The organism is Pseudomonas sp. B7(2017) (genome assembly GCF_002112745.1).
GTDB classification, from domain to species: Bacteria; Pseudomonadota; Gammaproteobacteria; order Pseudomonadales; family Pseudomonadaceae; genus Aquipseudomonas; species Aquipseudomonas ekonensis.
In genome coordinates, this window is sequence record NZ_NEIP01000004.1 from 62,469 (window position 1) to 85,454 (window position 22,986).

General features: G+C 65.7%; 25 protein-coding genes. 10 read left to right on the forward strand and 15 right to left on the reverse strand.

Going from position 1 to position 22,986, the window contains the following annotated elements; all coding sequences use genetic code 11:
- Positions 1 to 175: 175 nt before the first annotated feature.
- On the reverse strand, positions 176 to 1,114 hold the full coding sequence (locus CAG29_RS09295) for an aspartyl/asparaginyl beta-hydroxylase domain-containing protein (RefSeq protein WP_085656159.1): 939 nt from the start codon (positions 1,112 to 1,114) through the stop codon (positions 176 to 178).
- 187 nt (positions 1,115 to 1,301) lie between these two features.
- Positions 1,302 to 2,276, reverse strand: a complete 975-nt coding sequence (gene cysK / locus CAG29_RS09300; protein ID WP_085585038.1) for a cysteine synthase A — start codon at positions 2,274 to 2,276, stop codon at positions 1,302 to 1,304.
- A 139-nt stretch (positions 2,277 to 2,415) separates the two neighbouring features.
- Here cysK and CAG29_RS09305 point away from each other — a divergent pair, with 139 nt between their 5' ends.
- The 3 genes from CAG29_RS09305 to CAG29_RS09315 all read left to right on the forward strand — a co-directional run bounded on the left by CAG29_RS09305 (position 2,416) and on the right by CAG29_RS09315 (position 5,770).
- Positions 2,416 to 3,495 carry a DUF748 domain-containing protein gene (locus CAG29_RS09305; RefSeq protein ID WP_085694305.1) on the forward strand — a complete coding sequence of 360 codons (1,080 nt, stop codon included), beginning with the start codon at positions 2,416 to 2,418 and terminating at the stop codon, positions 3,493 to 3,495.
- 238 nt (positions 3,496 to 3,733) lie between these two features.
- Complete coding sequence (locus tag CAG29_RS09310) at positions 3,734 to 4,579, forward strand: MoxR family ATPase (RefSeq protein ID WP_085585042.1); 846 nt, start codon at positions 3,734 to 3,736, stop codon at positions 4,577 to 4,579.
- 12 nt (positions 4,580 to 4,591) lie between these two features.
- Positions 4,592 to 5,770 (forward strand): VWA domain-containing protein, encoded by a 1,179-nt coding sequence (locus CAG29_RS09315; protein WP_085585044.1) that lies wholly within the window; start codon positions 4,592 to 4,594, stop codon positions 5,768 to 5,770.
- A gap of 169 nt (positions 5,771 to 5,939) precedes the next feature.
- Here CAG29_RS09315 and CAG29_RS09320 read toward each other — a convergent pair whose 3' ends face one another.
- The 4 genes from CAG29_RS09320 to CAG29_RS09335 all read right to left on the reverse strand — a co-directional run bounded on the left by CAG29_RS09320 (position 5,940) and on the right by CAG29_RS09335 (position 9,676).
- Positions 5,940 to 6,863, reverse strand: coding sequence for a biotin-dependent carboxyltransferase family protein (locus tag CAG29_RS09320; protein ID WP_085656158.1), 924 nt, complete (start codon positions 6,861 to 6,863; stop codon positions 5,940 to 5,942).
- Positions 6,860 to 7,564, reverse strand: a complete 705-nt coding sequence (locus CAG29_RS09325; RefSeq protein WP_085656157.1) for an allophanate hydrolase subunit 1 — start codon at positions 7,562 to 7,564, stop codon at positions 6,860 to 6,862. Before CAG29_RS09325 ends, CAG29_RS09320 begins: the two co-directional genes overlap by 4 nt.
- Complete coding sequence (locus CAG29_RS09330; protein ID WP_085656176.1) at positions 7,561 to 8,313, reverse strand: 5-oxoprolinase subunit PxpA; 753 nt, start codon at positions 8,311 to 8,313, stop codon at positions 7,561 to 7,563. Before CAG29_RS09330 ends, CAG29_RS09325 begins: the two co-directional genes overlap by 4 nt.
- Before the next feature lie 76 nt (positions 8,314 to 8,389).
- Positions 8,390 to 9,676, reverse strand: a complete 1,287-nt coding sequence (locus CAG29_RS09335; protein ID WP_085585053.1) for an MFS transporter — start codon at positions 9,674 to 9,676, stop codon at positions 8,390 to 8,392.
- 146 nt (positions 9,677 to 9,822) lie between these two features.
- Between CAG29_RS09335 and CAG29_RS09340 the strand changes: the two genes are divergently transcribed.
- On the forward strand, positions 9,823 to 10,737 hold the full coding sequence (locus tag CAG29_RS09340) for a LysR family transcriptional regulator (RefSeq protein WP_085585055.1): 915 nt from the start codon (positions 9,823 to 9,825) through the stop codon (positions 10,735 to 10,737).
- Positions 10,738 to 10,767: 30 nt separating this feature from the next.
- Here the strand turns inward: CAG29_RS09340 and CAG29_RS09345 are convergent, their stop codons facing one another.
- From CAG29_RS09345 to CAG29_RS09355, 3 genes are read right to left on the reverse strand one after another with little or no spacing between them, the layout of a single operon-like run.
- Positions 10,768 to 11,310: a DUF2937 family protein gene (locus CAG29_RS09345; protein ID WP_085694307.1), complete on the reverse strand. Its 543-nt coding sequence runs from the start codon at positions 11,308 to 11,310 to the stop codon at positions 10,768 to 10,770.
- Positions 11,311 to 11,320: 10 nt separating this feature from the next.
- Entirely contained in the window at positions 11,321 to 12,097 is a 777-nt protein-coding gene (locus tag CAG29_RS09350; protein ID WP_085585059.1) for a class II glutamine amidotransferase, read from the reverse strand.
- Between the two features lie 16 nt (positions 12,098 to 12,113).
- Positions 12,114 to 12,614 (reverse strand): MFS transporter, encoded by a 501-nt coding sequence (locus CAG29_RS09355; RefSeq protein WP_085585255.1) that lies wholly within the window; start codon positions 12,612 to 12,614, stop codon positions 12,114 to 12,116.
- Positions 12,615 to 12,818: 204 nt separating this feature from the next.
- On the opposite strand from CAG29_RS09355, the gene CAG29_RS09360 reads away from it, so the two are divergent.
- Together CAG29_RS09360 and CAG29_RS09365 are read left to right on the forward strand one after the other, a co-directional pair.
- Positions 12,819 to 14,873: a S9 family peptidase gene (locus tag CAG29_RS09360; RefSeq protein ID WP_085694309.1), complete on the forward strand. Its 2,055-nt coding sequence runs from the start codon at positions 12,819 to 12,821 to the stop codon at positions 14,871 to 14,873.
- Between the two features lie 142 nt (positions 14,874 to 15,015).
- Complete coding sequence (locus CAG29_RS09365; RefSeq protein ID WP_085585257.1) at positions 15,016 to 15,489, forward strand: cyclic nucleotide-binding domain-containing protein; 474 nt, start codon at positions 15,016 to 15,018, stop codon at positions 15,487 to 15,489.
- Here CAG29_RS09365 and CAG29_RS09370 read toward each other — a convergent pair.
- A complete protein-coding gene (locus CAG29_RS09370) occupies positions 15,486 to 15,767 on the reverse strand; it encodes a hypothetical protein (RefSeq protein WP_085633040.1) in 282 nt (93 codons plus the stop codon). The genes CAG29_RS09365 and CAG29_RS09370 overlap by 4 nt on opposite strands.
- A 139-nt stretch (positions 15,768 to 15,906) precedes the next feature.
- Between CAG29_RS09370 and CAG29_RS09375 the strand changes: the two genes are divergently transcribed.
- From CAG29_RS09375 to CAG29_RS09385, 3 genes are all read left to right on the forward strand, one after another.
- A complete protein-coding gene (locus CAG29_RS09375) occupies positions 15,907 to 16,278 on the forward strand; it encodes a YajD family HNH nuclease (RefSeq protein ID WP_085585065.1) in 372 nt (123 codons plus the stop codon).
- A 347-nt stretch (positions 16,279 to 16,625) separates the two neighbouring features.
- Entirely contained in the window at positions 16,626 to 17,096 is a 471-nt protein-coding gene (locus CAG29_RS09380; protein ID WP_085585067.1) for an RNA methyltransferase, read from the forward strand.
- 80 nt (positions 17,097 to 17,176) lie between these two features.
- The gene (locus tag CAG29_RS09385) at positions 17,177 to 17,554 is read left to right on the forward strand and encodes a DUF2892 domain-containing protein (protein ID WP_085585069.1); all 378 of its coding nucleotides are present in this window, start codon (positions 17,177 to 17,179) and stop codon (positions 17,552 to 17,554) included.
- 93 nt (positions 17,555 to 17,647) lie between these two features.
- Here CAG29_RS09385 and CAG29_RS09390 read toward each other — a convergent pair whose 3' ends face one another.
- Together CAG29_RS09390 and CAG29_RS09395 are read right to left on the reverse strand one after the other, a co-directional pair.
- Positions 17,648 to 18,877, reverse strand: coding sequence for a hypothetical protein (locus CAG29_RS09390; RefSeq protein WP_085585071.1), 1,230 nt, complete (start codon positions 18,875 to 18,877; stop codon positions 17,648 to 17,650).
- Positions 18,878 to 18,905: 28 nt separating this feature from the next.
- On the reverse strand, positions 18,906 to 19,355 hold the full coding sequence (locus tag CAG29_RS09395; protein ID WP_085585073.1) for a YcgN family cysteine cluster protein: 450 nt from the start codon (positions 19,353 to 19,355) through the stop codon (positions 18,906 to 18,908).
- A 280-nt stretch (positions 19,356 to 19,635) separates the two neighbouring features.
- Between CAG29_RS09395 and CAG29_RS09400 the strand changes: the two genes are divergently transcribed.
- A complete protein-coding gene (locus CAG29_RS09400; RefSeq protein ID WP_085585075.1) occupies positions 19,636 to 20,229 on the forward strand; it encodes a nitroreductase family protein in 594 nt (197 codons plus the stop codon).
- 185 nt (positions 20,230 to 20,414) lie between these two features.
- Here the strand turns inward: CAG29_RS09400 and CAG29_RS09405 are convergent, their stop codons facing one another.
- The 3 genes from CAG29_RS09405 to rnd form a co-directional block, all read right to left on the reverse strand.
- Positions 20,415 to 21,347 (reverse strand): D-2-hydroxyacid dehydrogenase, encoded by a 933-nt coding sequence (locus CAG29_RS09405; protein WP_085585077.1) that lies wholly within the window; start codon positions 21,345 to 21,347, stop codon positions 20,415 to 20,417.
- Positions 21,348 to 21,453: 106 nt separating this feature from the next.
- Positions 21,454 to 21,747 carry a YcgL domain-containing protein gene (locus tag CAG29_RS09410; RefSeq protein ID WP_085585079.1) on the reverse strand — a complete coding sequence of 98 codons (294 nt, stop codon included), beginning with the start codon at positions 21,745 to 21,747 and terminating at the stop codon, positions 21,454 to 21,456.
- Entirely contained in the window at positions 21,744 to 22,877 is a 1,134-nt protein-coding gene (gene rnd / locus CAG29_RS09415) for a ribonuclease D (RefSeq protein ID WP_085585081.1), read from the reverse strand. Before rnd ends, CAG29_RS09410 begins: the two co-directional genes overlap by 4 nt.
- Positions 22,878 to 22,986 lie beyond the last annotated feature (109 nt).

A 22,986-nucleotide genomic window follows, 5' to 3' on the forward strand; every position in this document is an offset into this window, starting at 1 on the left:
TCTTCTTTGCAGATTGGAGGGGTGAGCCTGAAGCTCACGAGGGCCGACTATAACCAGCCGGTGACACAGAATGCAACGATTGGGCGCGACGATCGAACGCCGCGCACGTCGCCCCGGATTCACGGGCATGAAAAAGCCGCTCATCGGGAGCGGCTTTTTCGTTTGCGGCCGGGTATCACCCAAACAGCCAATACCCCAGCAACGTCAGCACCACCACCGCCAGCACCGGCCGCATCACGCGGTAGGCCTTGGGGTGGCGGCGTTTCCATTGCTTGACCGCGCCGCTGAACTTGTCGCTGAAGCTTTTGCTCCAAGCGTAGGCCTGGTTGATGCCGCCGACGCGTTCGTCGTCCAGGTTCTGGGGGGCCGTGGCCCGGCCCAGCCAGGCGCTGATGAAGCGGTTGATACGGGTCATCAGGCGGTTGCTCAGCGGACGCTCGATGTCGCAGAACAGGATGACGCGGGTCTTGTCGGTTTCGTTCTTGACCCAGTGCACGTAGGTCTCGTCGAACATCACGTCCTCACCGTCGCGCCAGGCGTAGACCTGGCCGTCGACGAAGATCCGGCAATCGTCGGAGTTGGGCGTCGACAGGCCGAGGTGGTAGCGCAGGGAGCCGGCGAACGGGTCGCGGTGCGGGTTCAAGTGGCTGCCGCCCGGCAACAGCGCGAACATCGCGCCCTTGACGTTGGGGATCGCACTGACCAGCGCCACAGTCTTGGGGCACAGGGCCTCGGCGGACGGCAGCGGCTTGTCGTACCACTTGAGGTAAAAACGCTTCCAGCCCTTCTTGAAGAACGAGCCGAAACCGGCGTCGTTGTTCTTTTCGGCGGCGCGGATGTAGCCCTCGTCGAACAGGTGCATGGCCTCGTCGCGGATGGTTTCCCAGTTGTCGCGCAGCACGTCCAGCTCAGGGAACTTGCTGCGGTCCAGGTACGGCCGGGACGGCACGCCCGAGAACAGGTACATCAACGTGTTGTACGGGGCGAACAGCGCCGAGTGGTTGACGAACTGACGCAGCACCGGCAGGCGCGCCTTGCCGCGCAGATGCACGAAGAGAATGCTGCCCACGAACAGCAACAGCACCGACACCTTGGCGGCCAATGGAAAAGTCATCAACAACTCCTTGAAAAAAGACAACGCTGCGCAATGTCATCTGCCCGACATGGCGGCCGGCCATGATAAACACTCCCGGCGCCGGGAAAAACCCGCCGGGCCAAGATTCAGTGTTAAGGGTTGCGCAACAAAGCACTTCTTAACACACGTGTCCTGAACCCCGGCTGACGTGAGTCAATCCTTGCCCTTACTGCTGGTTCTCCTGATCGGTGAACAGATCGCTGAACAACATGCTCGACAGGTAACGCTCACCGGAGTCCGGCAGCACCACGACGAGGGTCTTGCCCTGCATTTCCGGGGTCTCGGCCAACCGCACCGCCACCGCCATCGCCGCACCGCAGGAAATCCCGCACAGGATGCCCTCTTCCTGCATCAGCCGCAGGGCCATGGCCTTGGACTCTTCATCGGTGACCTGCTCGACCCGGTCGACCATCGTCAGGTCCAGGTTCTTGGGCACGAAACCGGCGCCGATGCCCTGGATCTTGTGGGGGCTGGGCTTGATCTCTTCACCGGCCAGCGCCTGGGTGATGACCGGGGACGCCACCGGTTCCACCGCCACCGACAGGATCGGTTTGCCCTGGGTGTTCTTGATATACCGCGAGACACCGGTGATGGTTCCGCCGGTGCCCACTCCCGCCACCAGCACGTCGATGGCGCCGTCGGTGTCGTTCCAGATTTCCGGACCGGTGGTCTTCTCGTGGATCGCCGGGTTGGCCGGGTTGTCGAACTGGGCCGGCATGAAATATCGGCCGGCATCGCTGGCGGCGATTTCGGTGGCTTTCTCGATGGCGCCTTTCATGCCCTTGGCCGGCTCGGTGAGCACCAGCTCCGCGCCCAGGGCCTTGAGCACCTTGCGTCGCTCGATGCTCATCGAGGCCGGCATGGTCAGCATCAGCTTGTAGCCGCGGGCCGCCGCCACGAACGCCAAGCCGATGCCCGTATTGCCCGAAGTCGGCTCGATGATGGTCATGCCCGGCTTGAGGCGGCCGCTGCTTTCGGCGTCCCAGATCATGTTCGCGCCGATCCGGCACTTGACCGAGTAGCCCGGGTTGCGACCTTCGATCTTGGCCAGGATGGTCACGCCGCGCGGGGCGATCCGGTTGATCTGCACCAGCGGCGTGTTGCCGATGGAATGGGCGTTGTCAGCGAAAATGCGGCTCATGGCTGGGTCCTTACGACAGCGTTGGATTCAGCCGTCCAAGGTAAGCCTGTTGCGGCGGCCAGTCCAGCCCGTCCCGACCCGGTCGAACGACTGCGGCGGGCAGCAGTCAATCGCTTTAAACCCTGCGGAAAATGCCGTCATGAAACGTCGCTACCGCTGGCCCCTGTGGACGTTCGCCACCGTCGTGGCGCTGCTGGTCGCCCTGCACGTCGCCCTGCCTTGGCTGGTGCGCGACTACCTGAACGACAAACTGGCGGACATGGGCGACTACCGCGGCCGGATCACCGACGTCGACCTCGCCCTGTGGCGCGGCGCCTACAAGATCAATGGCCTGAAGATCGTCAAGGTCACGGGCAAGGTGCCGGTGCCGTTCGTCGACGCGCCGCTGATCGACCTGTCGGTCAGCTGGCGTTCGCTGTGGCACGACCATGCGGTGGTGGCACGGGTCAAATTCGTCAAACCCGAAGTGAACTTCGTCGATGGCGGGGCCAACAAGCAGAATTCCCAGACCGGCCAGGGCACCGACTGGCGCGCCCAACTGGGCAAGCTGCTGCCGATCACCCTCGACGAAGTGCAGATCGACGACGGACGCATCCGCTTTCGCAATTTCAACTCCAAGCCACCGGTCGACATGAGCGCCACCCACGTCCAGGCCATCGTGCGCAACCTGACCAACGTGGCGGACACCCAAGGCAAGCGCGACGCCCGCCTGGACGGCAAGGCCCTGCTGCTGGGCCACGCACCGCTGGAAACCCTGGCCATGTTCGATCCGTTGAGCAACTTCGAAGACTTCGAGTTCCGCCTTCGCGCCCGGGACATCGAACTCAGGCGCCTGAACGACTTCGCCTCGGCCTACGGCAAGTTCGACTTCAACGCCGGCCACGGCGACGTGGTGATCGAGGCCCGGGCCGAGAAGGCCCGGCTCAGCGGCTACATCAAGCCGCTGCTGCGCGATGTCGACGTGTTCAATTGGCAGCAGGACGTGGAAGACAAGAACAAGGGCCTGTTCCGCTCGATCTGGGAAGCGCTGGTCGGCGGCACCGAAACCGTGCTGAAAAACCAGGGCAAGAACCAGTTCGCCACCCGCGTCGAACTCAACGGCAGCGTCCACCGCCAGGACATCAGTGCGTTCGAGGCGTTTCTGCAGATCCTGCGCAACGGCTTCATCCAGGCGTTCAATGCCCGGTATGAACGGCCGAAACCCGATGCGGGCGACTGACGGGGCCGCTGCGCAGTCCAGCGGGAGCAAGCTCCCTCGCCACAAAGGCAGACCGGCCAAGCAACCGTCGCCGATGCCATCCATCGGCCGAAACCGAGTCAACATGTGACGCTCCATTCAGAGACTGAATACGCCGTCTGCGTTCACAGTCGGCCGGGCTGCGCGTTATAGTCGGGCCATCCGTTTTTTCGTCCCGCCCTGCCCGTTCAGGCCGGCGTCACCGTTCGAGGATTTGCAGATGAAGTTCGAAGGCACCCAGGCCTACGTCGCCACCGATGACCTGAAGCTGGCGGTCAACGCCGCCATCACCCTGGAGCGGCCGCTGCTGGTCAAGGGCGAACCGGGCACCGGCAAGACCATGCTCGCCGAGCAACTGGCCGAGTCGTTCGGCGCCAAGCTGATCACCTGGCACATCAAGTCCACCACCAAGGCCCACCAGGGCCTGTACGAGTACGACGCGGTCAGCCGCCTGCGCGACTCGCAGCTGGGCGTGGACAAGGTGCACGACGTGCGCAACTACCTGAAGAAAGGCAAGCTGTGGGAAGCCTTCGAGTCCGAGGAGCGGGTGATCCTGCTGATCGACGAGATCGACAAGGCCGACATCGAGTTCCCCAACGACCTGTTGCAGGAACTCGACAAGATGGAGTTCTACGTCTACGAGATCGACGAGACCATCAAGGCCAAGAAGCGCCCGATCATCATCATTACCTCCAACAACGAGAAAGAGCTGCCGGACGCCTTCCTGCGCCGCTGCTTCTTCCACTACATCGCCTTCCCCGACCGCACCACCCTGCAGAAGATCGTCGACGTGCACTACCCGGACATCAAGAAGGACCTGGTCAGCGAAGCGCTGGACGTGTTCTTCGACGTACGCAAGGTGCCGGGCCTGAAGAAGAAGCCCTCGACCTCCGAACTGGTCGACTGGCTCAAGCTGCTGATGGCCGACAACATCGGCGAAGCGGTGCTGCGCGAGCGCGATCCGACCAAGGCCATCCCGCCGCTGGCCGGCGCCCTGGTCAAGAACGAGCAGGACGTGCAACTGCTTGAGCGACTGGCCTTCATGAGCCGTCGCGGCACCCGCTAAGAGGCTGACGCCATGCTGCTCAACCTGTTCAACGAAATGCGCGCAGCCAAGGTGCCGGTGTCGGTGCGCGAGCTGCTGGACCTGATCAACGCGCTGAAGCAGCGCGTGACCTTCGCCGACATGGACGAGTTCTACTTCCTGTCCCGGGCGATCCTGGTGAAGGACGAGCGCCATTTCGACAAGTTCGACCGCGCGTTCGGCGCCTACTTCAACGGCCTGGAGAAGCTCGACGACCACCTCCAGGCGCTGATTCCCGAAGACTGGCTGCGCAAGGAATTCGAACGCTCGCTGACCGACGAGGAGCGCGCGCAGATCCAGTCCCTCGGGGGCCTGGACAAGCTGATCGAAGAGTTCAAGAAACGCCTGGAAGAACAGAAGGAACGCCACGCCGGCGGCAACAAGTGGATCGGCACCGGCGGCACCAGCCCGTTCGGCTCCGGCGGCTTCAACCCCGAGGGCATCCGGGTCGGCGACGCCGGCAAGCGCCAGGGCAAGGCCGTGAAGGTCTGGGATCAGCGCGAGTACAAGAACCTTGACGACTCCGTGGAGCTGGGCACCCGCAACATCAAGGTCGCCCTGCGCCGCCTGCGCAAGTTCGCCCGCCAGGGCGCGGCGGAAGAGCTGGACATCGACGGCACCATCGACCACACCGCCCGCGACGCCGGCCTGCTGAACATCCAGATGCGTCCGGAGCGGCGCAACACGGTCAAGCTGTTGCTGCTGTTCGACATCGGCGGCTCGATGGACGCCCATGTGAAGATCTGCGAGGAACTGTTCTCGGCCTGCAAGACCGAGTTCAAGCACCTGGAGTACTTCTACTTCCACAACTTCATCTATGAGTCGGTGTGGAAGAACAACATGCGCCGCACCTCCGAGCGCACTTCGACCATGGACCTGCTGCACAAGTACGGCGCCGACTACAAGGTGATCTTCATCGGCGACGCCGCCATGGCGCCCTACGAGATCACCCAGGCCGGCGGCAGCGTCGAGCACTGGAACGAAGAGCCGGGCTACGTGTGGATGCAGCGCTTCATGGAGAAGTACAAGAAGCTCATCTGGATCAACCCTTATCCAAAAGACACCTGGGGCTACACCTCCTCGACCAACATCGTGCGCGACCTGATCGAGGATCAGATGTATCCGCTGACGTTGCGCGGGTTGGAAGAAGGGATGCGCTTCCTGTCCAAATGACTTCGTCGCCCGGACGGTCACCATCGCCAGCAGGCTGGCTCCCACAGAGGTTCTGGCCGTTCACGAACCTTGCGTACGCCACGAAACCTGTGGGAGCCAGCCTGCTGGCGATGGCGTCGGTGATGACGCCGCGACAGTTGCCCGCCAACGGCACCTGCCGACAAAGCCCTCAGCGTTCGACGAAGCGCCGCAGATACTCGACCTGCTCACGGTGCGCGGTGTCCTGCACCACCGGCCGCAACCGCACCTGCGCCCCCGGCAAGCATTGCGCCAGGCGCGCCAGCGCCAACGGCGTCAACGCGCCCAGGCGCGGGTAACCGCCGATGGTCTGCCGGTCATTGAGCAGCACGATCGGCTGGCCGTCCGGCGGCACCTGCACCGCGCCCAACGGAATGCCTTCGGAAATCATCGGCCGGCCCTGGTACTGCAACGGCGTGCCCAGCAGGCGGATGCCCATGCGGTCGGCCCGGCTGTCGAGCGTCCAGGCACGGTTGAACGCATCGAACAGGCTCTGCCCGCTGAATTCGCCGATCTGCGCGCCCAGCACCAGGTCCAGCGGTGCCTTCAGGGCCAGGTCCGGCCGATGCTCAAGCGGCACTTCACGCACCGGCAAAGTCGCATCGTCACAGTCCAGCAGCGCGCCTTTGGCCAACGGCAATCCCCTGCCCTCGAGGCCGCCCAGTTCTTCGCGCACCACCGTCGAGCAACTGCCCAGCACCTGCGCCGCCGCAAAACCGCCGGGCGCCGCCAGATAGGCGCGGGCGCCGCTCAGCGGCTGGGTGAACTGCAGCGTCTGCCCCCGACGCAAGGTGAAGCTGCGCCAAGGCAGCAGCGGCTCGTCGTCGATACGGGCGCCGAGGTCGGCCCCGGCCAGCGCCAGCACGCAGTCGTGCTGCGCCACCACGGCAAAGCCGCCGAGGGTGATCTCGATCACCGGCCGGTCAAGCCCGTTGCCCAGCAGCCAGTTGGCCCAGGCCATCGAGCGCCAGTCCGCCGCGCCGCCCTGGGTCACGCCCAGATGGCGCACGCCGAACCGCCCCGCATCCTGCAACTGGCACAGCGGTGTGCTTGCTTCGATCAACAATCGGCTCATGCCAGGGCCTCCAGTGGCGTGTCGTCACCGCCGAGGCGGATGAACTCGGCATGGCTCACCGCCTCGAACCGCACGGTGTCGCCGGGCTGCATCAGGCTGTAGCCGTCTCGGTCGCGGTCGAACAGCCTGGCCGGGGTACGGCCGATCAGGTTCCAGCCGCCGGGGGACACCGCCGGATACGCTGCGGTCTGGCGCTCGGCGATACCGACGCTGCCGGCGGCGACCTTCTTGCGCGGGGTGTCCAGCCGCGGCGCCGCCAGCGCCTCTTCCACCAGCCCCATGAAGGCGAAGCCCGGGGCGAAACCGAGGGCGAACACCTGATATTCCCGTGCGCTGTGGCGGCGGATCACCTCCTGCACCGTCAACCCGCTGCGCCGGGACAGCAAGCTCAGCTCCGGCCCGACGCTCAGGTCGTACCAGACCGGCAGCACATGGCAGCGGCCCGCGGAACCCGTGTTCGGCGACAGCCCGGTCAAGGCTTCGGCGATCCGCTCCCGCGCCTGGGCCGGGCTCAGGGCCGTCAGGTCGTAATGCACCATCAGCGTCGTGTAGGACGGAACCAGATCAATCAGGCAATCACCGAACACTGCGCGCAACCGCTCGCCGGCGGCCAGCATCCAAGGCATGTTGGCCTCGGCGATCTCATCGAACAGGCGCACCATCAGGCAATCCAGCGCCACCACTTCCACCCGTGGGTTCATGACGCGCCCTGCTCGTCCAAGGCCTGGCGGATGCGCTGCACGGCGGCCACGGAAGCGGCGTTGTCGCCGTGCACGCACAGGGTGTCGGCGTGCAGGAGCAGATCCGAGCCGTCGCTGGCGACGAGGGACTCGCCGCGGGCGATGGTCAGCGCCTGCCGCACCACCGTTTCAGGATCGTGATGCACCGCGCCGGGCAACTGGCGCGACACCAGCCGCCCGGCGTTGTCGTAGGCGCGGTCGGCGAAGGCTTCGAACCAGAGCGTCACGCCGTACTCGTCACCCAACTGCTGCGCCGCCGAGTTGTCACGGGTGGCCATCAGCATCAGCGGCAGCGCACGGTCGTACGCCGCCACGGCCTGGATCACCGCCCGCAGCTGGGCCGGGTTGGCCATCATGTCGTTGTACATCGCGCCATGGGGTTTGACGTAGCTCACCCGCCCGCCCTGGGCGCGGCAGATGCCGTCGAGGGCGCCGATCTGGTAATGCAGGATGTCTTGCAGTTCCTGGGCGCTGTAGGCCATGGAACGCCGGCCGAACCCCACCAGGTCCTGATAGGCCGGGTGCGCGCCGACCTTCACCCCGTGGCTCAGGGCCAGGCTCACGGTCTTGCGCATGATGCCCGGATCGCCGGCGTGGAAACCGCAGGCGATGTTGGCGCAGTCGATGAAGGGCATCACTTCGGCGTCCAGCCCCATGGTCCAGCTGCCGAAACTCTCGCCGATGTCGCAATTCAATAGCAGGCGGTTCACGTTGAACACTCCTGTAGCTTTGATCTTTTTCTGCCGTAGGACGCTTGCCGTCAGGCAGCGCCCCGCAGGTTATCAGTTACTGTGCGTCCAGTTGCTTGCCGCGGGTTTCCGGCAGGCTCAGCGCCGCGAGGATCACCACGCCATAGGACACCGCCGCGAAGGCGCCGATGCCCAGGCTCAGCGGCACCTTCTGGCTGAGCAGGCCGATCAGCAAAGGAAACAGCGCCGCCAGCGCCCGGCCGACGTTGTAGCAGAAGCCCTGGCCGGAGCCGCGGATGCGGGTCGGGAACAGCTCGGTGAGGAATGCGCCCATGCCGCTGAAGATCCCCGAGGCGAAGAAGCCCAACGGAAAGCCCAGCCACAGCATCACGCCATTGCTGACCGGCATCTGCGTGTAGAGCAGCACGATGGTGAACGAACCCACCGCAAACAGGATGAAGTTCTTCTTGCGCCCCAGCAGGTCGGTCAGATAGGCGCTGATCACATAGCCGGCATAGGAACCGACGATCACCATCGCCAGGTATCCGCCGGTGCCGAGCACGCTCAGGCCGCGCTCGTTCTTCAGGAAGGTCGGCAGCCAAGAGGTGATCGCGTAGTAGCCGCCGAGCGCACCGGTGGTCAGCAGCGAGGCGCGCAGCGTGGTGAAGAGCATGCCGGGGGCGAAGATCTCATAGAACCTGGACGGGTTCTGCGGGGTTTGCGCGGCCTTGGCTTCGCGGTAGATCTCCGGATCCTTCACCAGGCGGCGGACGAACACCACGAACACCGCCGGCACGATGCCGAGGATGAACAGCGCCCGCCAGGCGTCTTCGGCCGGCAGCACCGAATACAGCAGCGCATACAGGATCGCGGTCAGCCCCCAGCCCAAGGCCCAGCCCGACTGCACCATGCCCACCGCCTTGCCGCGGTCCTTGGCGCGGATCACTTCGCCGATCAGCACGGCGCCGGCGGTCCATTCGCCGCCGAAGCCGAAGCCCATCAAGGTGCGGGCGATCAGCAGTTGCTCGTAGTTCTGGGCGAAGCCGCAGAGGAAGGTGAAGAACGCGAACCACAGCACCGTCAGCTGGAGGGTGCGCACGCGGCCGATGCGGTCGGAGAGGATCCCCGCCACCCACCCGCCGATGGCCGACGCGATCAGGGTACTGGTGTGGATCAGCCCGGCCTGGCCCGTGGTGATGCCCCACATCGCGATCAGGGTCGGCACCACGAAGCTGAGCATCTGGGTGTCCATGCCGTCGAGGCCGTAGCCGATCTTGCAGCTCCAGAAGGTGCGACGCTCTTGCTTGTTGATGTTGCGGTACCAGTCGAAGGGGCCGGGGCGGGCCGCCGTCTTGGGGTGATCGAGGGTGTCGGGCGCACTCATGGCAAGTCTCCGCAGGCTTTTATTGGTCTTGTTCGTAGTCCCGACGACGCCTATCGTGGGAACCGCATGCGCCGATTCTTGGGCGCACCGCCCTGCTGCGTCCAACGAATAAAAACCCGCCCTAGCCATAAGAAAAATTTGATCCCATGAACCTGAAGTTTCTCGAGACCTTTGTCTGGGTCGCCCGCCTGAAGAGCTTTCGCCTGACCGCCGACAAGCTGTTCACCACCCAGGCCTCGATTTCCAGCCGCATCGCGGTGCTCGAAGGCGAACTCGGGGTGAAACTGTTCGTGCGCGACTCCCGGGGCGTCAGCCTGACGCCCGAAGGCCTGAAGGTGCTGGAATACGCCGAGCGGATGCTCGACACGATGCAGGCGCTGAAGCAGTCGATCGAAACCCGCTCCAGCAAGGTCGGCCGGGTGCGCATCGGCGTGATGGACACGGTGATCCACACCTGGCTCAGCCCGTTGGTGGCGCAGATGACCGACCTGTACCCCCGGGTGGAAATCGAGCTGGTGGCGGATACGTCGCTGAACCTCTGCGATCAGCTGCAAAAGGGTTTTCTCGACCTGATCCTGCAGACCGACCTGGTGCGCCAGGAAAGCGTGCGCAGCCTGGCGCTGGCCAGCCATCCGGTCGGCTGGATCGTCGCCAGCCAATCGATCTACAACCGCGACTACACGGGCCTGGCGGACCTGGCGCAGGAGCGGATCATCACCTACTCGAAGAACTCCCGCCCCCACCAGGACATCCTCGCGCTGATGCAGGCCGAGGGCGTGCCGGCGCCACGGCTGAACTGCGTGAACTCGGTGTCGGCGATCACCCGCCTGCTGCGCGACGGCTTCGGCATCGGCGCCCTGCCGCCGGTGCTGGTGGCCGAGGAACTGGCGCGGGGAGAACTGACCCTGCTCGACATCGCGCAGCGGCCGCAGGACCTGCAGGTGGTGGTGTCGTGGCGGATCGGGGTGGAATGGGTCGAGGACATCGTGACCCTGTGCCAGCAGGTGCTGGAGGCGTATGCGCGCAAGGTGGGCGAGGGTTACATCGTCCTGTCGAAATGACTGCCCCACGCTGGGCGTGGGGCAGTCAGGTCAGAGGCCGCGCAGGTCGCGTTCCTCGATCGGCCGGCTCTGGCGCAGGCGCTTGCCGCCCAGCACCACCCAGTCGATCAGGCGGAACAGGCATTCCAGGCCGAACGACAGCAGCATCGCCCCGCCCATGCCCCAGATCATCGCCTCCGGGGTCAACAGGATCTGGTAGCTGTAGCCGTTCCAGGTTTCCTTGCGGATGTCCGGATCGGCGGCCAGCACCACTTGCAGGAAGCGGATGTACCACGGCCCCTGCATCGCCTGATACTGCTTGTCCAGCGCGAGCTGGCGGTTGAGCAAGGTGCTCAGGCTGTCGGCGTCGCTGCGGAACACCGGGTCTTCGCTGGCGCGGTAGTGGGCGACCAGCGCCTGCAGGTCACCCTTGAAGAACTGCTCGGCGGTGCCCTGGAAGCCGCGCAGGCCGGTCTGCGCCTCGATCAGGTGGGCCTCGACCCGTTTGGCGTAGTCGTTGATGAACCCCGGCACCTGGACACCGACCAACAGGCCCGCCGCAAACAACACCAGCCGCAGATAACTGAGCAACATCGCAGGATCCTTATTCGGTCTTGCCTTGGCTGACGCATTCGCCGCGCCGCCACAGGCTCCACTGGCCCGGTTCGTAGCGGGTCCAGGTTTCGTTTTCGGTCAAGGGTTCGGTGGCGATCACCGTGACCACGTCGTTGGGCGTGGTTTCGGCCTGGAAATCGACGATCACGTCGACGTCCTTCAGCCGCGCCGGGCCGAACGGCGCGCGCCGGGTGATCTGCGCCAGTTTGGTCGAGCAATAGCAGAACAGCCAGTCGCCGTCGCTGAGCAGGCAGTTGAACACGCCTTTGCCGCGGTACTCGGCGCAGGCGGCCACCAGGTCCGGCAGCAGCACTTCGATGTCGACCGGTTCCGGGAACGCGGCACGCACGCGGTTGAGCAGGTCGCAGAACGCCGCCTCGCTGTCGGTGTCGCCGACCGGGCGGTAGAAGCTCTGCGCCGGCGCAAAGTCCGCCAACTGGCCGTTGTGCGCGAAGCACCAGTTGCGCCCCCACAGCTCGCGGACGAACGGGTGGGTGTTGGACAGGCAGACCTTGCCGACGTTGGCCTGGCGGATGTGGCCGATGACCACTTCGCTCTTGATCGGGTAGCGCTGCACCAGGTTGGCGACTTCCGATTCGCAGCTGGCCGCCGGATCCTGGAACAGCCGCAGCCCGCGCCCTTCGTAGAACGCGATGCCCCAGCCGTCGCGGTGCGGGCCGGTGCGGCCGCCGCGCTGCATCAGCCCGGTGAAGCTGAACACGATGTCGGTCGGCACGTTGGCGCTCATGCCCAATAGTTCACACATGTGCAGGTTCCCGTGGCTACAGACGCGGCTCGACCCGCATGCGCTGCGGGTTGCCCGGCAACGGCGGACGGCCGTAGCGGTCGTCGCCGGCGCCGCCGAAGGCTTGGCCGGCGTCCCGCTCGTCTTCGGCGCGGGCCGCGGCACGGGCGGCTTCGGCCTGTTCCTTGCGCGCGTTTGAGGCCCGTTCGATCGGGAAGCGGATCAGCACGAAGATCAGGTAGATGCCGAAGGCGATCATGGCGTACATCAGCAGCTCGGAGATCGCGCGAAAGGCGTTGTTGCCGACCTTGAACAGCAGATCCAGCGCCGTGATGGCCACCGCCGGGGCGTATTTTTCCTTCACCGGGTCGATGATGGTCGGCGCGAACAGCAGCACCGCCACCAGCAGCCGCAGCGGCTCGCGCAGCCAGCGCCACATCCAGCGGGTCATGCGCATCCACACCAGCAGGCAGCCCAAGGCGGCGAAGGCGTAGAGGCCCCAGGCGATCAGATAGTCGTTCTCGGTCATGGTGTCCATGGCAAGGCAGGCAAAGAGGCGCTTATAGTAACGGCTTTTCGCACGGCCGGCTTGCCCCAAAAGACATGCAGCCTGCGGGAGCCGGCCTGCCGGCGACGAGGCCGGCGCATTCGGCGTCGATGCTGTCTGGCTGGCCCCACGGGATCGGCCATGCCGTCCCGGCCTGCGAACACCCTCTTTCCGAATCTTGCCCTGGAGCCCTCCATGCCCGCATCCGTCAACGCCCTCAGCGCCCCGATCGCCCGCAGAGCCCCCGGAGCCGACCCGTACGCCTGGCTGCAGGAGCGCGACACCGACGCGGTGCTCGACTACCTCAAGGCCGAAAACGCCTACCAGCAGGCGCAGACCGCCGATCAGGAAGGCCTGCGCGAAACCCTGTTCGAGGAGATCAAGGGCCGCATCCTGGAAACCGACCTGTCGCTGCCCTCCCCTTGGGGCCCGTACCTGTACTACACCCGCACCACCGCCGGCGACGAATACGCCCGCCACTACCGCTGCCCGCGGCCGACCGACGGCAGCCTGACCCTGGACGAAAGCCGCGAACAGCTGCTGCTCGACCCCAACGCCCTGGCCAACGGCGGGTTCTTCTCCCTCGGCGCGTTCAGCGTCAGCCCGGACCATCAGCGCCTGGCCTACAGCGTCGATGCCTCGGGGGATGAGATCTACACCCTGTTCGTCAAGGAGCTGTCCAACGGCAAGGTCAGCGAACTGGCGTTCGAGGACTGCGACGGCAGCATGACCTGGGCCAACGACAGCCTGACCCTGTTCTTCGGCGTGCTCGACGACACCCACCGCCCGCACATGCTCATGCGCTACCGGCTGGACGGCACCGCCGCCGAAGAGGTGTTCCACGAGCCGGACGGGCGCTTCTTCCTGCATTGCTACCGTTCGAGTTCCGAACAGCAATTGCTGCTGTCGCTGGGCAGCAAGACCACCAGCGAAGTCTGGGCGCTGGACGCCAACCGGCCGCAGGAGGCCTTCACTTGCCTGGCGCCACGGGTCGAGGATCACGAATACGACGTCGATCACGGCAAGCTCGACGGCCAGTGGACATGGTTCATCCGCACCAACCGCGACGGCATCAACTTCGCGCTGTATCACGCCCCCGACACCGGCCACGCCCCGACCGAGGCCGATTGGCAGAACCTGATCCCTCACAGCGACACGGTGATGCTCGACGGCCTGAGCCTGAACGTCGGCGCCCTGACCCTGAGCCTGCGCGAAGGCGGCCTGCCGGTCATCGAAGTCCGCCCCCAAGGCCTGGCGCCCTACCGCGTGCAGTTGCCGGACGCGGCCTACAGCCTCTACGTGCAGAACAGCCTGGAGTTCGACAGCGACCGCATCCGCCTGCGCTACGAGGCCCTCAACCGGCCGGCCCAGGTGCGTCAGCTGATCCTGGCCAGCGGTGAACAGGCCGTGCTCAAGCAGACCCCGGTGCTCGGCCCGTTCGATGCCGACGCCTACGTCAGCCAGCGCTTGTGGGCCACGGCGCCGGACGGCACCCTGGTGCCGATCAGCCTGGTGGTCAAACGGGAAATGCTCGGCCGGCCGGTGCCGCTGTACCTGTACGGCTACGGCGCTTACGGTTCGAGCCTCGACCCGTGGTTCTCCCACGCCCGCCTGAGCCTGCTTGAACGCGGCATGGCCTTCGCCATCGCCCACGTGCGCGGCGGCGGCGAACTGGGCGAGGCCTGGTACCGCGCCGGCAAGCAGGAACACAAGCACAACACCTTCAGCGACTTCATCGCCTGCGCCGAGCACCTGATCGCCGAGGGTTTCACCACCTCGCCGCAACTGGCGATCAGCGGCGGCAGCGCCGGCGGCTTGCTGATCGGCGCGGTGCTCAACCAACGCCCTGACCTGTTCGGCGCGGCGATCGCCGAAGTGCCGTTCGTCGACGTGCTCAACACCATGCTCGATCCCGAGCTGCCGCTGACCGTCACCGAATATGACGAGTGGGGCAACCCCGGGGAGCCGGACGTGTACACGCGGATCAAGGCCTACGCGCCGTACGAGAACGTCACCGCCCAGGCCTACCCCGCCACGCTGGTGATCGCCGGCTACAACGACAGCCGTGTGCAGTACTGGGAAGCGGCCAAATGGGTGGCCAAGCTGCGCGCCACCAAGACCGACGACAACCCGCTGCTGCTCAAGACCGAACTGGGCGCCGGCCATGGCGGCATGAGCGGGCGCTATCAGGGATTGCGTGACGCAGCGCTCGAATATGCATTTGTCTTCAAGGTTCTGGGGATCGCCTGAGGAACTCCGCCGGTCAGTCGGGTCTTAACTCCCGACACCGCAGGCCGATAGTTCGTACAGCCCTGTGGGAGCGAGCCTATTCGCCCCGCAGGGAATCTGTGTGAAGCCTGGAAACCGTGAAAACAAAAAAGACCGCGACGACATGTCAGAACCGACTCTGCTCAACAACGAAATCCGCGACTGGCTGATGGACTGCGGCCTGTTCGACCAACTGCTGCCGGCGGACTTCGCCGCCGCCTCGGGTTACTTCAGCATCAGCACCGTGGCCGAGGGCCAGGCGATCTTTCGCGAAGGCGATGCCGGCAGCTTCATGTGCATCATCCACAGCGGCCAGGTAGCGGTGCAGAAGACCAACGGCGACGGCCAGACCGTGACCATGGCCACCCTGCGCAGCGGCCGTGCGTTCGGCGAGATGGCCGTGCTCGACGGCGAACGCCGCTCGGCCACCTGCGTGGCGGCGAGCGACTGCCAGTTGCTCAACCTGGGCAAGGACTCCCTGGAAAAGATGCTCAACGACGCGCCGAAGATCGCCGCCAAGATCATCCGCGCCCTCGCCGTCTCGCTCTCCAAGCGCCTGCGCATGGCCGACGGCCAGTTGGCGGCGCAGCAGATCTAGCCGCCGGGGGATTTGCTCTTGACCGCAGGTTCGATTCCCGGCACCGGCTGGTCCTTGGCCGGCGGGCTGGGCATTTCGATCGGCACCAGCGGCGGGCCGCCACTACCGGCTCCGGTCTTGGGGATCGGCACGGGGCTGATCTGCGGGTACGGGGTGGGCGTCGCCGTGCCGGGCGAGCCGGGCTGGCCGGCCGGCGCCACCGGAACCGACTGCTGGGCCCGGACCTGCGGGATCGAGATTGCGGCCATCGCAATGACCGCTAGAATGGTGCGCTTCATTCAGGGCTCCGTATTGGCCTGAGTCTGTGCACAGGCTACTCCCAACCGGATCCGGCTGCCTGTCCTTTCTTGCAGGATCCTGCGGGCCCTGGGCTAAACTCTGCTGTAACCGTCATTAGTCTATTACCAAGGTGAACCCATGAGTTCGTCGACCCCGACCAACACCTCGAAACTGGACCGCATCCTCGCCGACAACCAGCGCGACAAGGAAATGGGCTACCGCGACAAGGCCCTGAAAATGTACCCGCACGTCTGCGGGCGCTGCGCCCGGGAGTTCTCCGGCAAGCGCCTGAGCGAACTGACCGTGCACCACCGCGACCACAACCACGACAACAACCCGCAGGACGGCTCCAACTGGGAGCTGCTGTGCCTGTACTGCCACGACAACGAACATTCGCGCTACACCGACCAGCAGTACTTCGGCGAAGGCTCGCTGAGCACGCCGAAGATCGCCAAGGCCACCCACAACCCGTTTGCCGCGTTGGCCGGGATGATGAAGAAGGACGACTGAGGTTCTTTGTCGGCCATCCGGGCCTCATCGTCGGATCGCCGCCCGGGGTAGGCCCGCTCCCACAGGGTTTTGCAGTGGTCACAATTTTTGCATCCACCAAGATCCCTGTGGGAGCTGCGGTGCGACGACTCGACTTGCCAGCGAAGGCGTCATTCAAGGCGCCGTAGGACAGAAGCAAGACAGTTGCTCCCACAGTGTCATGTGCACTACCGCCCCCTGTGGGAGCGGGCCTACCCCGGGCGGCGATCCGACGATGGGGCCGGAACAGTCGCCGCAGATCCCGAACCTGCCCCCCTCCTCCCCAATCCCCGTATAATCGCCCTATTTTTTCCGAAGGCACCCCGCTCGTGGCAGACAAACGGTACAGCTGCATTGGTTTGTTCAACCCCAAATCACCGGAGAACGTCGGCTCGGTGATGCGCGCCGCCGGCTGCTACGGCGTGGCGTCGGTGTTCTACACCGGCAAGCGCTATGAGCGCGCCGCCGATTTCGTCACCGACACCAAGCGCGTGCACTACGACATCCCGCTGATCGGCATCGACGACCTGAAGAAGATCCTGCCCCTGGGCTGCGTGCCGGTCGCCGTGGAGCTGGTGGACGGTGCCCGCGCCCTGCCGGAGTACACCCACCCGGACCGCGCCCTGTACATCTTCGGCCCCGAGGACGGCTCGCTGGACAAGGAGATCCGCGACTGGTGCGAAGACGTGGTGTACATCCCCACCACCGGCTGCATGAACCTGGCCGCCACGGTCAACGTCGTGCTCTACGACCGCATGGCCAAGGGCCTGAACACCCGCTCCGGGCCGAAATTCCGCTGAAGCGTCGCCATTGCGATGGAACAAGCCGACGGCCTGCGCAGTCAGCTTGAGTATCCCCACTCATTGCCCGGAGACAGATCATGAGCGAACTCAAACGCGTCGAACGCATCGAATCCACCCCTTTCCAGAGCCGTTCCGACCAGAACGTGCAGGGCTGGGAACGCATCGGCTCGCTGGCCGGCGGTGTGCTGATGGTCGGCAAGGGCCTGCGCCGGGGCGGCGTGTTCGGCCTGATCCAGGTGGCCATCGGCGGCGTGGCCATGGCCCGCGGCCTCACAGGGCACAGCTCCGTGAAGAGCCTGCTGGAAAAGAGCCGTCAGGACATGAACAACGTGCGAGCGAAGATCGAGCGGGCCGGCGAAGAGTTGCGCACCTTGAAGGCCAACGCCGAGGCCGCGACCCGCACGGCGACGGTGACCGGCAACGAGTCGGTCAAGTCCCCGAAGGCCGGGGTCTGACCCTGGATCTGGGTTGAGCTGAAGGGCCCTGTCGCCAGCAGGCTGGCTCCCACAGGGGAAAGGGTGGGAAACAGCCTGCTGGCGATAGCGGCGCTACTTGAGCAATGCGCTGTCGAGCACCCTGGACGACTCGCCGATCACGCCCTCGGCCAGTTGCACGAACGCCGGGGCATCCACTCGCCCCGACTGCATCGCCCCGCGCAGCACATCGTCCAGCGAGCGCTTGTTGCGGGTCTTGAGGCGGATCTCGCGGTCCAGTTCCTGCAACAGCAGCACGGCCTTGGCCACCTGCGCCGGACTGGCCTGGACGCCGCGCAACGTGGTGACGCCATGGCTGTCCGTGGTCAGCTTCGCCTGCCAGGCCTGATACCGGTCGTCGCTCATGCCGCCGGCGCGGCGCAGCAGTTCAACGGCGTAGTACTCGGCCAAGCCTTCGCTGATCCAGTCGTTGCGCTGCCCGTCGTTGATCCGGCCCAGCACTTGGGTCAACTCGCGCAGCAGGGCGCTGGCGCCGCTTTCGCTGACCAGCGGCAAACGGGTGTTCAGGTAAACGGAACCATGGGCGCCCAGGCCGCCGCGCCACATCGGGTCGTTGGCCCCGACGATCAGCAGCTTGCCGGGATGCTGGGGATACAGCGCCTGCACCTGCGGCCAGACGAACGTCAGCAGCGTCAGCACATCCATGCGCCGCATGCCCTGGCCCTTGGGCGAGGCCACGGTGACTTCGGTTTCCCCCAGCCGTGCGCGGCGGCTGCCCAGGTGACCGGCGAGCATCCAGCCGGTAGGACGGTCGAACAGGCGCGACGGGTTGTCGATGCGGAATTTGTTCCGGCCGATGCGCGGCCAGGCGGTTTCGATGCTGTTCCAGCCCTCGGGCAAGTCGAACTGCAGACGCGCGACCAGCTCGGTGCCGTCCTGCTGGTCGAGCCGGGCCGGCGGCACCAGCTCATCGCCGCGCAGCAGCGCCCAGGCCGGGGTCATGCGGGTGTCGAAGCTGCCGCTCTTGCGACCGTGGCTGATGCGCACGCGATAGGTCAGGCTGGCGCTGTCCGCCGCCGGACGCCATACGCCGCGGGCCTGCTTACCCGGGCTCAGCTGCCATTGGCCGTCGGCCTTGAAATCGCTGTAGCGGCTGCCGTCGCCCAGGTCGAAATCCAGGCGGCGCACCGCTTCGCCCTTGGCGAGGGTCAGGCGCACTTCGGCCTGATCGCTCTGCGGCAACAGGCGCACGCGGTAATCCAGATCGACCTTGTTCGCCGCCCACACCGGCGCGCTCAACACCAGCAGGCCTGCGGCCAGCACCCGACGCAATCCCGAAGCCATGCCCACTCCCTTGTGAGTCTGTGAAGGTTTATCCGGCGCGGAAAATCAGGTGATCTTCCCAGTCCTCTTCCGGCACGCTGCCTTCGGCGAGCATGCGCCCGGACTGGGAAATGCGTTCGTGGTGCACCGCGTCACGGTCGCCGCACACCAGGTGGTGCCACAACGGCAGGTCCTTGCCTTCGCTGACCAGGCGGTAGCCGCAGGTCGGCGGCAGCCACTTGAACTCGTCGGCCTTGCCCGGCGTGAGCTGGATGCAGTCCGGCACGAATTCGCGGCGGTTGGGGTAGTCGCTGCACTGGCAGGTCTTGAGGTCCAGCAGCTTGCAGGCGATGCGCGTGTAATAGACGCTGTTGTCCTCTTCGTCCTCAAGCTTCTGCAGACAGCACAGCCCACAGCCGTCGCACAGCGATTCCCATTCCTGCGGATCGAGCTGATCGAGGGTTTTGCGTATCCAGAACGGTTCGACTTTGGCGGCCATGGCTCAAGCATCAACATCAGGTGGTGAAAAGGCCGCCAGTCTAGTGCCCAAGGCCCGGCGGACCAAGCGTCGGCGACTGCCGGTTGCGCCGGGCTTGTCAGTTTTCCCGGGGCCAAGTAGCTTTGCCTGTCGCAACAAGCCCCGCCCGGGTGCCATCAACGCTCGACCGCGTTGCCGTCCGGCGAACCGCACGGCTCAACGGAACCCCATCGGTCAGTCCGCCTGACCCCGCCAGGTTCCGGTTCGACTCTCTTACTCAAACGTAGCAAGGAATCTCTTGATGAGTGCCAACCCTCGCGTTGCCGATTACGCCATTCACCCGCAGTTCACCGACCGCTGGTCGCCCCGCGCCTTCACCGGCGAAGCGATCCCGGAGGAAACCCTGCTGAGCTTCTTCGAAGCCGCACGCTGGGCGCCGTCGGCCTACAACTCGCAGCCATGGCGCTTTCTCTACGCCCGTCGCGACACGCCGAACTGGGAGCGTTACCTGGGCCTGCTCAACGAATTCAACCGTGCCTGGGCACAGCACGCCTCGGCCCTGGTGATCGTGATCTCCAAGACCACCTTCACCGCACCGGGCGCCGCCGAAGAGACCCCGGCGCTGTGGCACACCTTCGACACCGGTTCGGCCTGGGGCCACCTGGCGCTGCAAGCGAGCCTGAGCGGCTGGCACACCCACGGCATGGCCGGCTTCGACCAGGAGCTGACCCGCAAGGAGCTGAACATCCCGGAAGGCTACGCGCTGCACGCGGCCGTTGCCGTCGGCAAGCTGGGCGACAAGGCCACCCTGGCCGAGTACCTGCAGGCCCGCGAAGTGCCGAGCCCGCGTCGTCCGCTGAGCGAGCTGGCTGCCGAGGGTGACTTCACCCTCTGAGGCCTTTGTTGCCTCACTGACGCCATCGCCAGCAGGCTGGCTCCCACAGGGACAGGTGCACGACGCAGATCCCATGCAGGAGCGAGCCTGCTCGCGATTGCGCTCCGCCGGACACCCAGCGGTGACTGACACACGCCGCTGTCGCGGGCAGGTCAGCCCCCGCAGCGCCTATCGTCCATCGGGCATCAGTAGCCCCGGGCGAAGTCCACTTCTCCGCGCAGCGGCTCACCGGCCTCATAGGCCTTCAGGTTCTCCAGGAACAGCTGCACCATCATCGGCGGCGAGGTCGGCGCCGAGCTGTGCCCGGTCAGCAGCAGGCCCCAGGCAGTCCAGAACGGATGCCGCTGCGGCAACGGCTCCTGGCGGCAGACGTCGATCACCGCGCCGGCCAGATGCCCTTCCTTCAAGGCCTCCACCAGGTCCGCATCGACCACCGCCACACCGCGTCCGGCGTTGATGAACAGCCCCGTCGGCTTGAACTGCCGGAACAGCGCCGCGTTGTAGATGTCGTGGGTCTGCGGGGTATTCGGCAGCAGGTTGACCACGTAATCCACCTCCCCGACCAGGCGCGGCAGATCGGCCATCGAACCGACCTCGACGAACGGCGCCTGCTCCCGGGCGCTGCTGGCGATGCCGTACAGCTCGACCCCGAACGGCCGCAGGAACTGCGCCACGCTCTGGCCGATGTCGCCGGTGCCGACGATCAGCACCTTGCGCCCCACCAGGCTCTGGCCGGTGCGGTTGTCCCACTTGCGCTCGACCTGGCTCACCAGCCGCGCCAGCACTTCGCGCTCGTGGCCGAGCATGTAGGTCAGCACGTACTCGGCCATCACCTGGCCGAAGATGCCCACGGCCCGGGTCAGGCGGTAATCGCGGTACAGGCCATCGGCCAGCAGCGGCGTGATGCCGGCCCAGGTCGATTGCAGCCACTGCGGCCGGTGGCCCTGGCGCAGCAGGGTCGCCAGCAGGTCCGGCTGGCCCAGCCAGACCGGGCATTCGACGGCCTGGCGGGCCAGTTCGGCGGAGTCGCCGCTGGTCAGCACCTCAAGCCCGGGCGCCGCCTGACGCAACAGTCGGGCATATACCGCGTGGTCGTGTTCGGCAATCAGAACGCGCATGTTCAAACCTTTCGCAAACCGTGCAGACGGCCGCCCGCTTCGTGGCAGCCATCGCCGTGAAAATCAGTTCCAGGGAAATCCGGGGCCCAGGACAGGGCCCCGCGGATCAGACCGGGTCGTTGCGTCGCAGCAACTCTTCGGGCAGGTGTTCGATGTATTCGTCCTCGGCCGGCGGCATCTGCAGGTGATAGCCCTGCTTGTCGAGGTTTTCCAGCACCACGGCGATGTCCTCGCGCGCCAGTTTGCGCTCGGGGGTCAGCACCAGGTCAAAGGCGTGCTGCGGCTTGCCGAACGCGGCCAGCAGCGGCTCCGGCACCCGCTCCAGCGCATCGCTCTTGAGCACGTACAGGTACATTTCGTTTTTCTTCGGGCTGCGGTAGATCGAGCAAATCTGTTTCAAGGCTGTTCTCCGGCGGAGGCCAGGCTGTCGAGCAGCTGCTGGCCCATCAGTTCGCGGCGCCAGCCACGCAGCGAATCTGGCAGTTGGTAAGGCCCCTCGGGGAAGCCGCTCTTGACCAGCGCTTCGAGGGTTTTCTTGCGCAGCATCAGTTCCGGCGCGATCCCCAGACGCTCCGCCTCGGCCTGGCCGATGGCGCGCAGCCGCTTGATCAGCGCAGCGGCCTCGATCGGCAGCGGCTCGGGGATCGCCGGCGGCCACTGGTCAGGGGACACACTGCCAGAGCGTTTGATCAGATCAAGCAGAAACTCGCCGTCCTGACGCACGGTGCGCGGGTGCATGTCTTCGATCTTGGCCAACGCGCCGAGGTTGTCCGGCTGCGTGCGGGCCAGCGGCCACAGCGACTGCTCGCGCACGATGCGGTTGCGCGGCAGGTTGCGGGCCCGGGCCTCGCGTTCGCGCCAGGCGCACAGCTCGCGCAGCACGGCCAATTGGGCGCGGGACAGTTTCCACGCCAGCTTGGCTTCGCGGTACACCTCGTAAGGGTCGGTTTCGCGGCGCAGGTTGGCGACCAGTTCCGCACCGTCCTCCAGCACCCAGGCGCAACGTTCGTCCGACAGTTTCGGGCGCAGCTTCACGAACACTTCGGCCAGGTGCACGGCGTCTTCGGCAGCGTAGCTGACCTGAGTGTCGGACAACGGCCGCTGCAACCAGTCGGACCGGGTCTCGCCCTTGGGCAGTTCGATGCCGAGCACTTCCTGCACCAGCCGCGAATAGCCCATGGAGAACCCCAGGTTCAGGTAGGCGGCGGCCAGTTGGGTGTCGAACAGCGGCGCCGGCAGGCTGCCGGTCAGGCGCAGGAGCACTTCGAGGTCTTCGCTGCACGCGTGCAGCACCTTGACCACCGCCGTGTTCTCCAGCAGCGCGGCCAGCGGTTGCCAGGCGTCGATGGTCAGCGGGTCGATCAGGTAGGCGCGCTGGCCGTCGCCGACCTGCAGCAGGCCGGCGATCGGGTAAAAGGTATCGACCCGCATGAATTCGGTGTCGAGGGCCACGAAGGGCAACTGCTGCCACTCGGCGCACAGGCGCGCCAGGCTATCGTTGTCGCGAATCCAGTGAATATCGATGGCCACACGGCTCTCCCTTGAAGAATGGCGCGCAGTATATATCGCCGCCGGCGCTTTCCGCGCCTCTGCAGGGCAGGTGGATTGATGAAATCTCCTGCTTGAGAGCAAGAATAGT

What these genes read in the sequence shown, in the direction of transcription:
- CAG29_RS09295 (WP_085656159.1), bottom strand. Translation starts at nt 1,114, where the DNA reads ATGACTTTTCCATTGGCCGCCAAGGTGTCGGTGCTGTTGCTGTTCGTG.
- cysK (WP_085585038.1), bottom strand. Translation starts at nt 2,276, where the DNA reads ATGAGCCGCATTTTCGCTGACAACGCCCATTCCATCGGCAACACGCCG.
- CAG29_RS09305 (WP_085694305.1), top strand. Translation starts at nt 2,416, where the DNA reads ATGAAACGTCGCTACCGCTGGCCCCTGTGGACGTTCGCCACCGTCGTG.
- CAG29_RS09310 (WP_085585042.1), top strand. Translation starts at nt 3,734, where the DNA reads ATGAAGTTCGAAGGCACCCAGGCCTACGTCGCCACCGATGACCTGAAG.
- CAG29_RS09315 (WP_085585044.1), top strand. Translation starts at nt 4,592, where the DNA reads ATGCTGCTCAACCTGTTCAACGAAATGCGCGCAGCCAAGGTGCCGGTG.
- CAG29_RS09320 (WP_085656158.1), bottom strand. Translation starts at nt 6,863, where the DNA reads ATGAGCCGATTGTTGATCGAAGCAAGCACACCGCTGTGCCAGTTGCAG.
- CAG29_RS09325 (WP_085656157.1), bottom strand. Translation starts at nt 7,564, where the DNA reads ATGAACCCACGGGTGGAAGTGGTGGCGCTGGATTGCCTGATGGTGCGC.
- CAG29_RS09335 (WP_085585053.1), bottom strand. Translation starts at nt 9,676, where the DNA reads ATGAGTGCGCCCGACACCCTCGATCACCCCAAGACGGCGGCCCGCCCC.
- CAG29_RS09340 (WP_085585055.1), top strand. Translation starts at nt 9,823, where the DNA reads ATGAACCTGAAGTTTCTCGAGACCTTTGTCTGGGTCGCCCGCCTGAAG.
- CAG29_RS09345 (WP_085694307.1), bottom strand. Translation starts at nt 11,310, where the DNA reads ATGTTGCTCAGTTATCTGCGGCTGGTGTTGTTTGCGGCGGGCCTGTTG.
- CAG29_RS09350 (WP_085585059.1), bottom strand. Translation starts at nt 12,097, where the DNA reads ATGTGTGAACTATTGGGCATGAGCGCCAACGTGCCGACCGACATCGTG.
- CAG29_RS09355 (WP_085585255.1), bottom strand. Translation starts at nt 12,614, where the DNA reads ATGGACACCATGACCGAGAACGACTATCTGATCGCCTGGGGCCTCTAC.
- CAG29_RS09360 (WP_085694309.1), top strand. Translation starts at nt 12,819, where the DNA reads ATGCCCGCATCCGTCAACGCCCTCAGCGCCCCGATCGCCCGCAGAGCC.
- CAG29_RS09365 (WP_085585257.1), top strand. Translation starts at nt 15,016, where the DNA reads ATGTCAGAACCGACTCTGCTCAACAACGAAATCCGCGACTGGCTGATG.
- CAG29_RS09370 (WP_085633040.1), bottom strand. Translation starts at nt 15,767, where the DNA reads ATGAAGCGCACCATTCTAGCGGTCATTGCGATGGCCGCAATCTCGATC.
- CAG29_RS09375 (WP_085585065.1), top strand. Translation starts at nt 15,907, where the DNA reads ATGAGTTCGTCGACCCCGACCAACACCTCGAAACTGGACCGCATCCTC.
- CAG29_RS09385 (WP_085585069.1), top strand. Translation starts at nt 17,177, where the DNA reads ATGAGCGAACTCAAACGCGTCGAACGCATCGAATCCACCCCTTTCCAG.
- CAG29_RS09390 (WP_085585071.1), bottom strand. Translation starts at nt 18,877, where the DNA reads ATGGCTTCGGGATTGCGTCGGGTGCTGGCCGCAGGCCTGCTGGTGTTG.
- CAG29_RS09395 (WP_085585073.1), bottom strand. Translation starts at nt 19,355, where the DNA reads ATGGCCGCCAAAGTCGAACCGTTCTGGATACGCAAAACCCTCGATCAG.
- CAG29_RS09400 (WP_085585075.1), top strand. Translation starts at nt 19,636, where the DNA reads ATGAGTGCCAACCCTCGCGTTGCCGATTACGCCATTCACCCGCAGTTC.
- CAG29_RS09405 (WP_085585077.1), bottom strand. Translation starts at nt 21,347, where the DNA reads ATGCGCGTTCTGATTGCCGAACACGACCACGCGGTATATGCCCGACTG.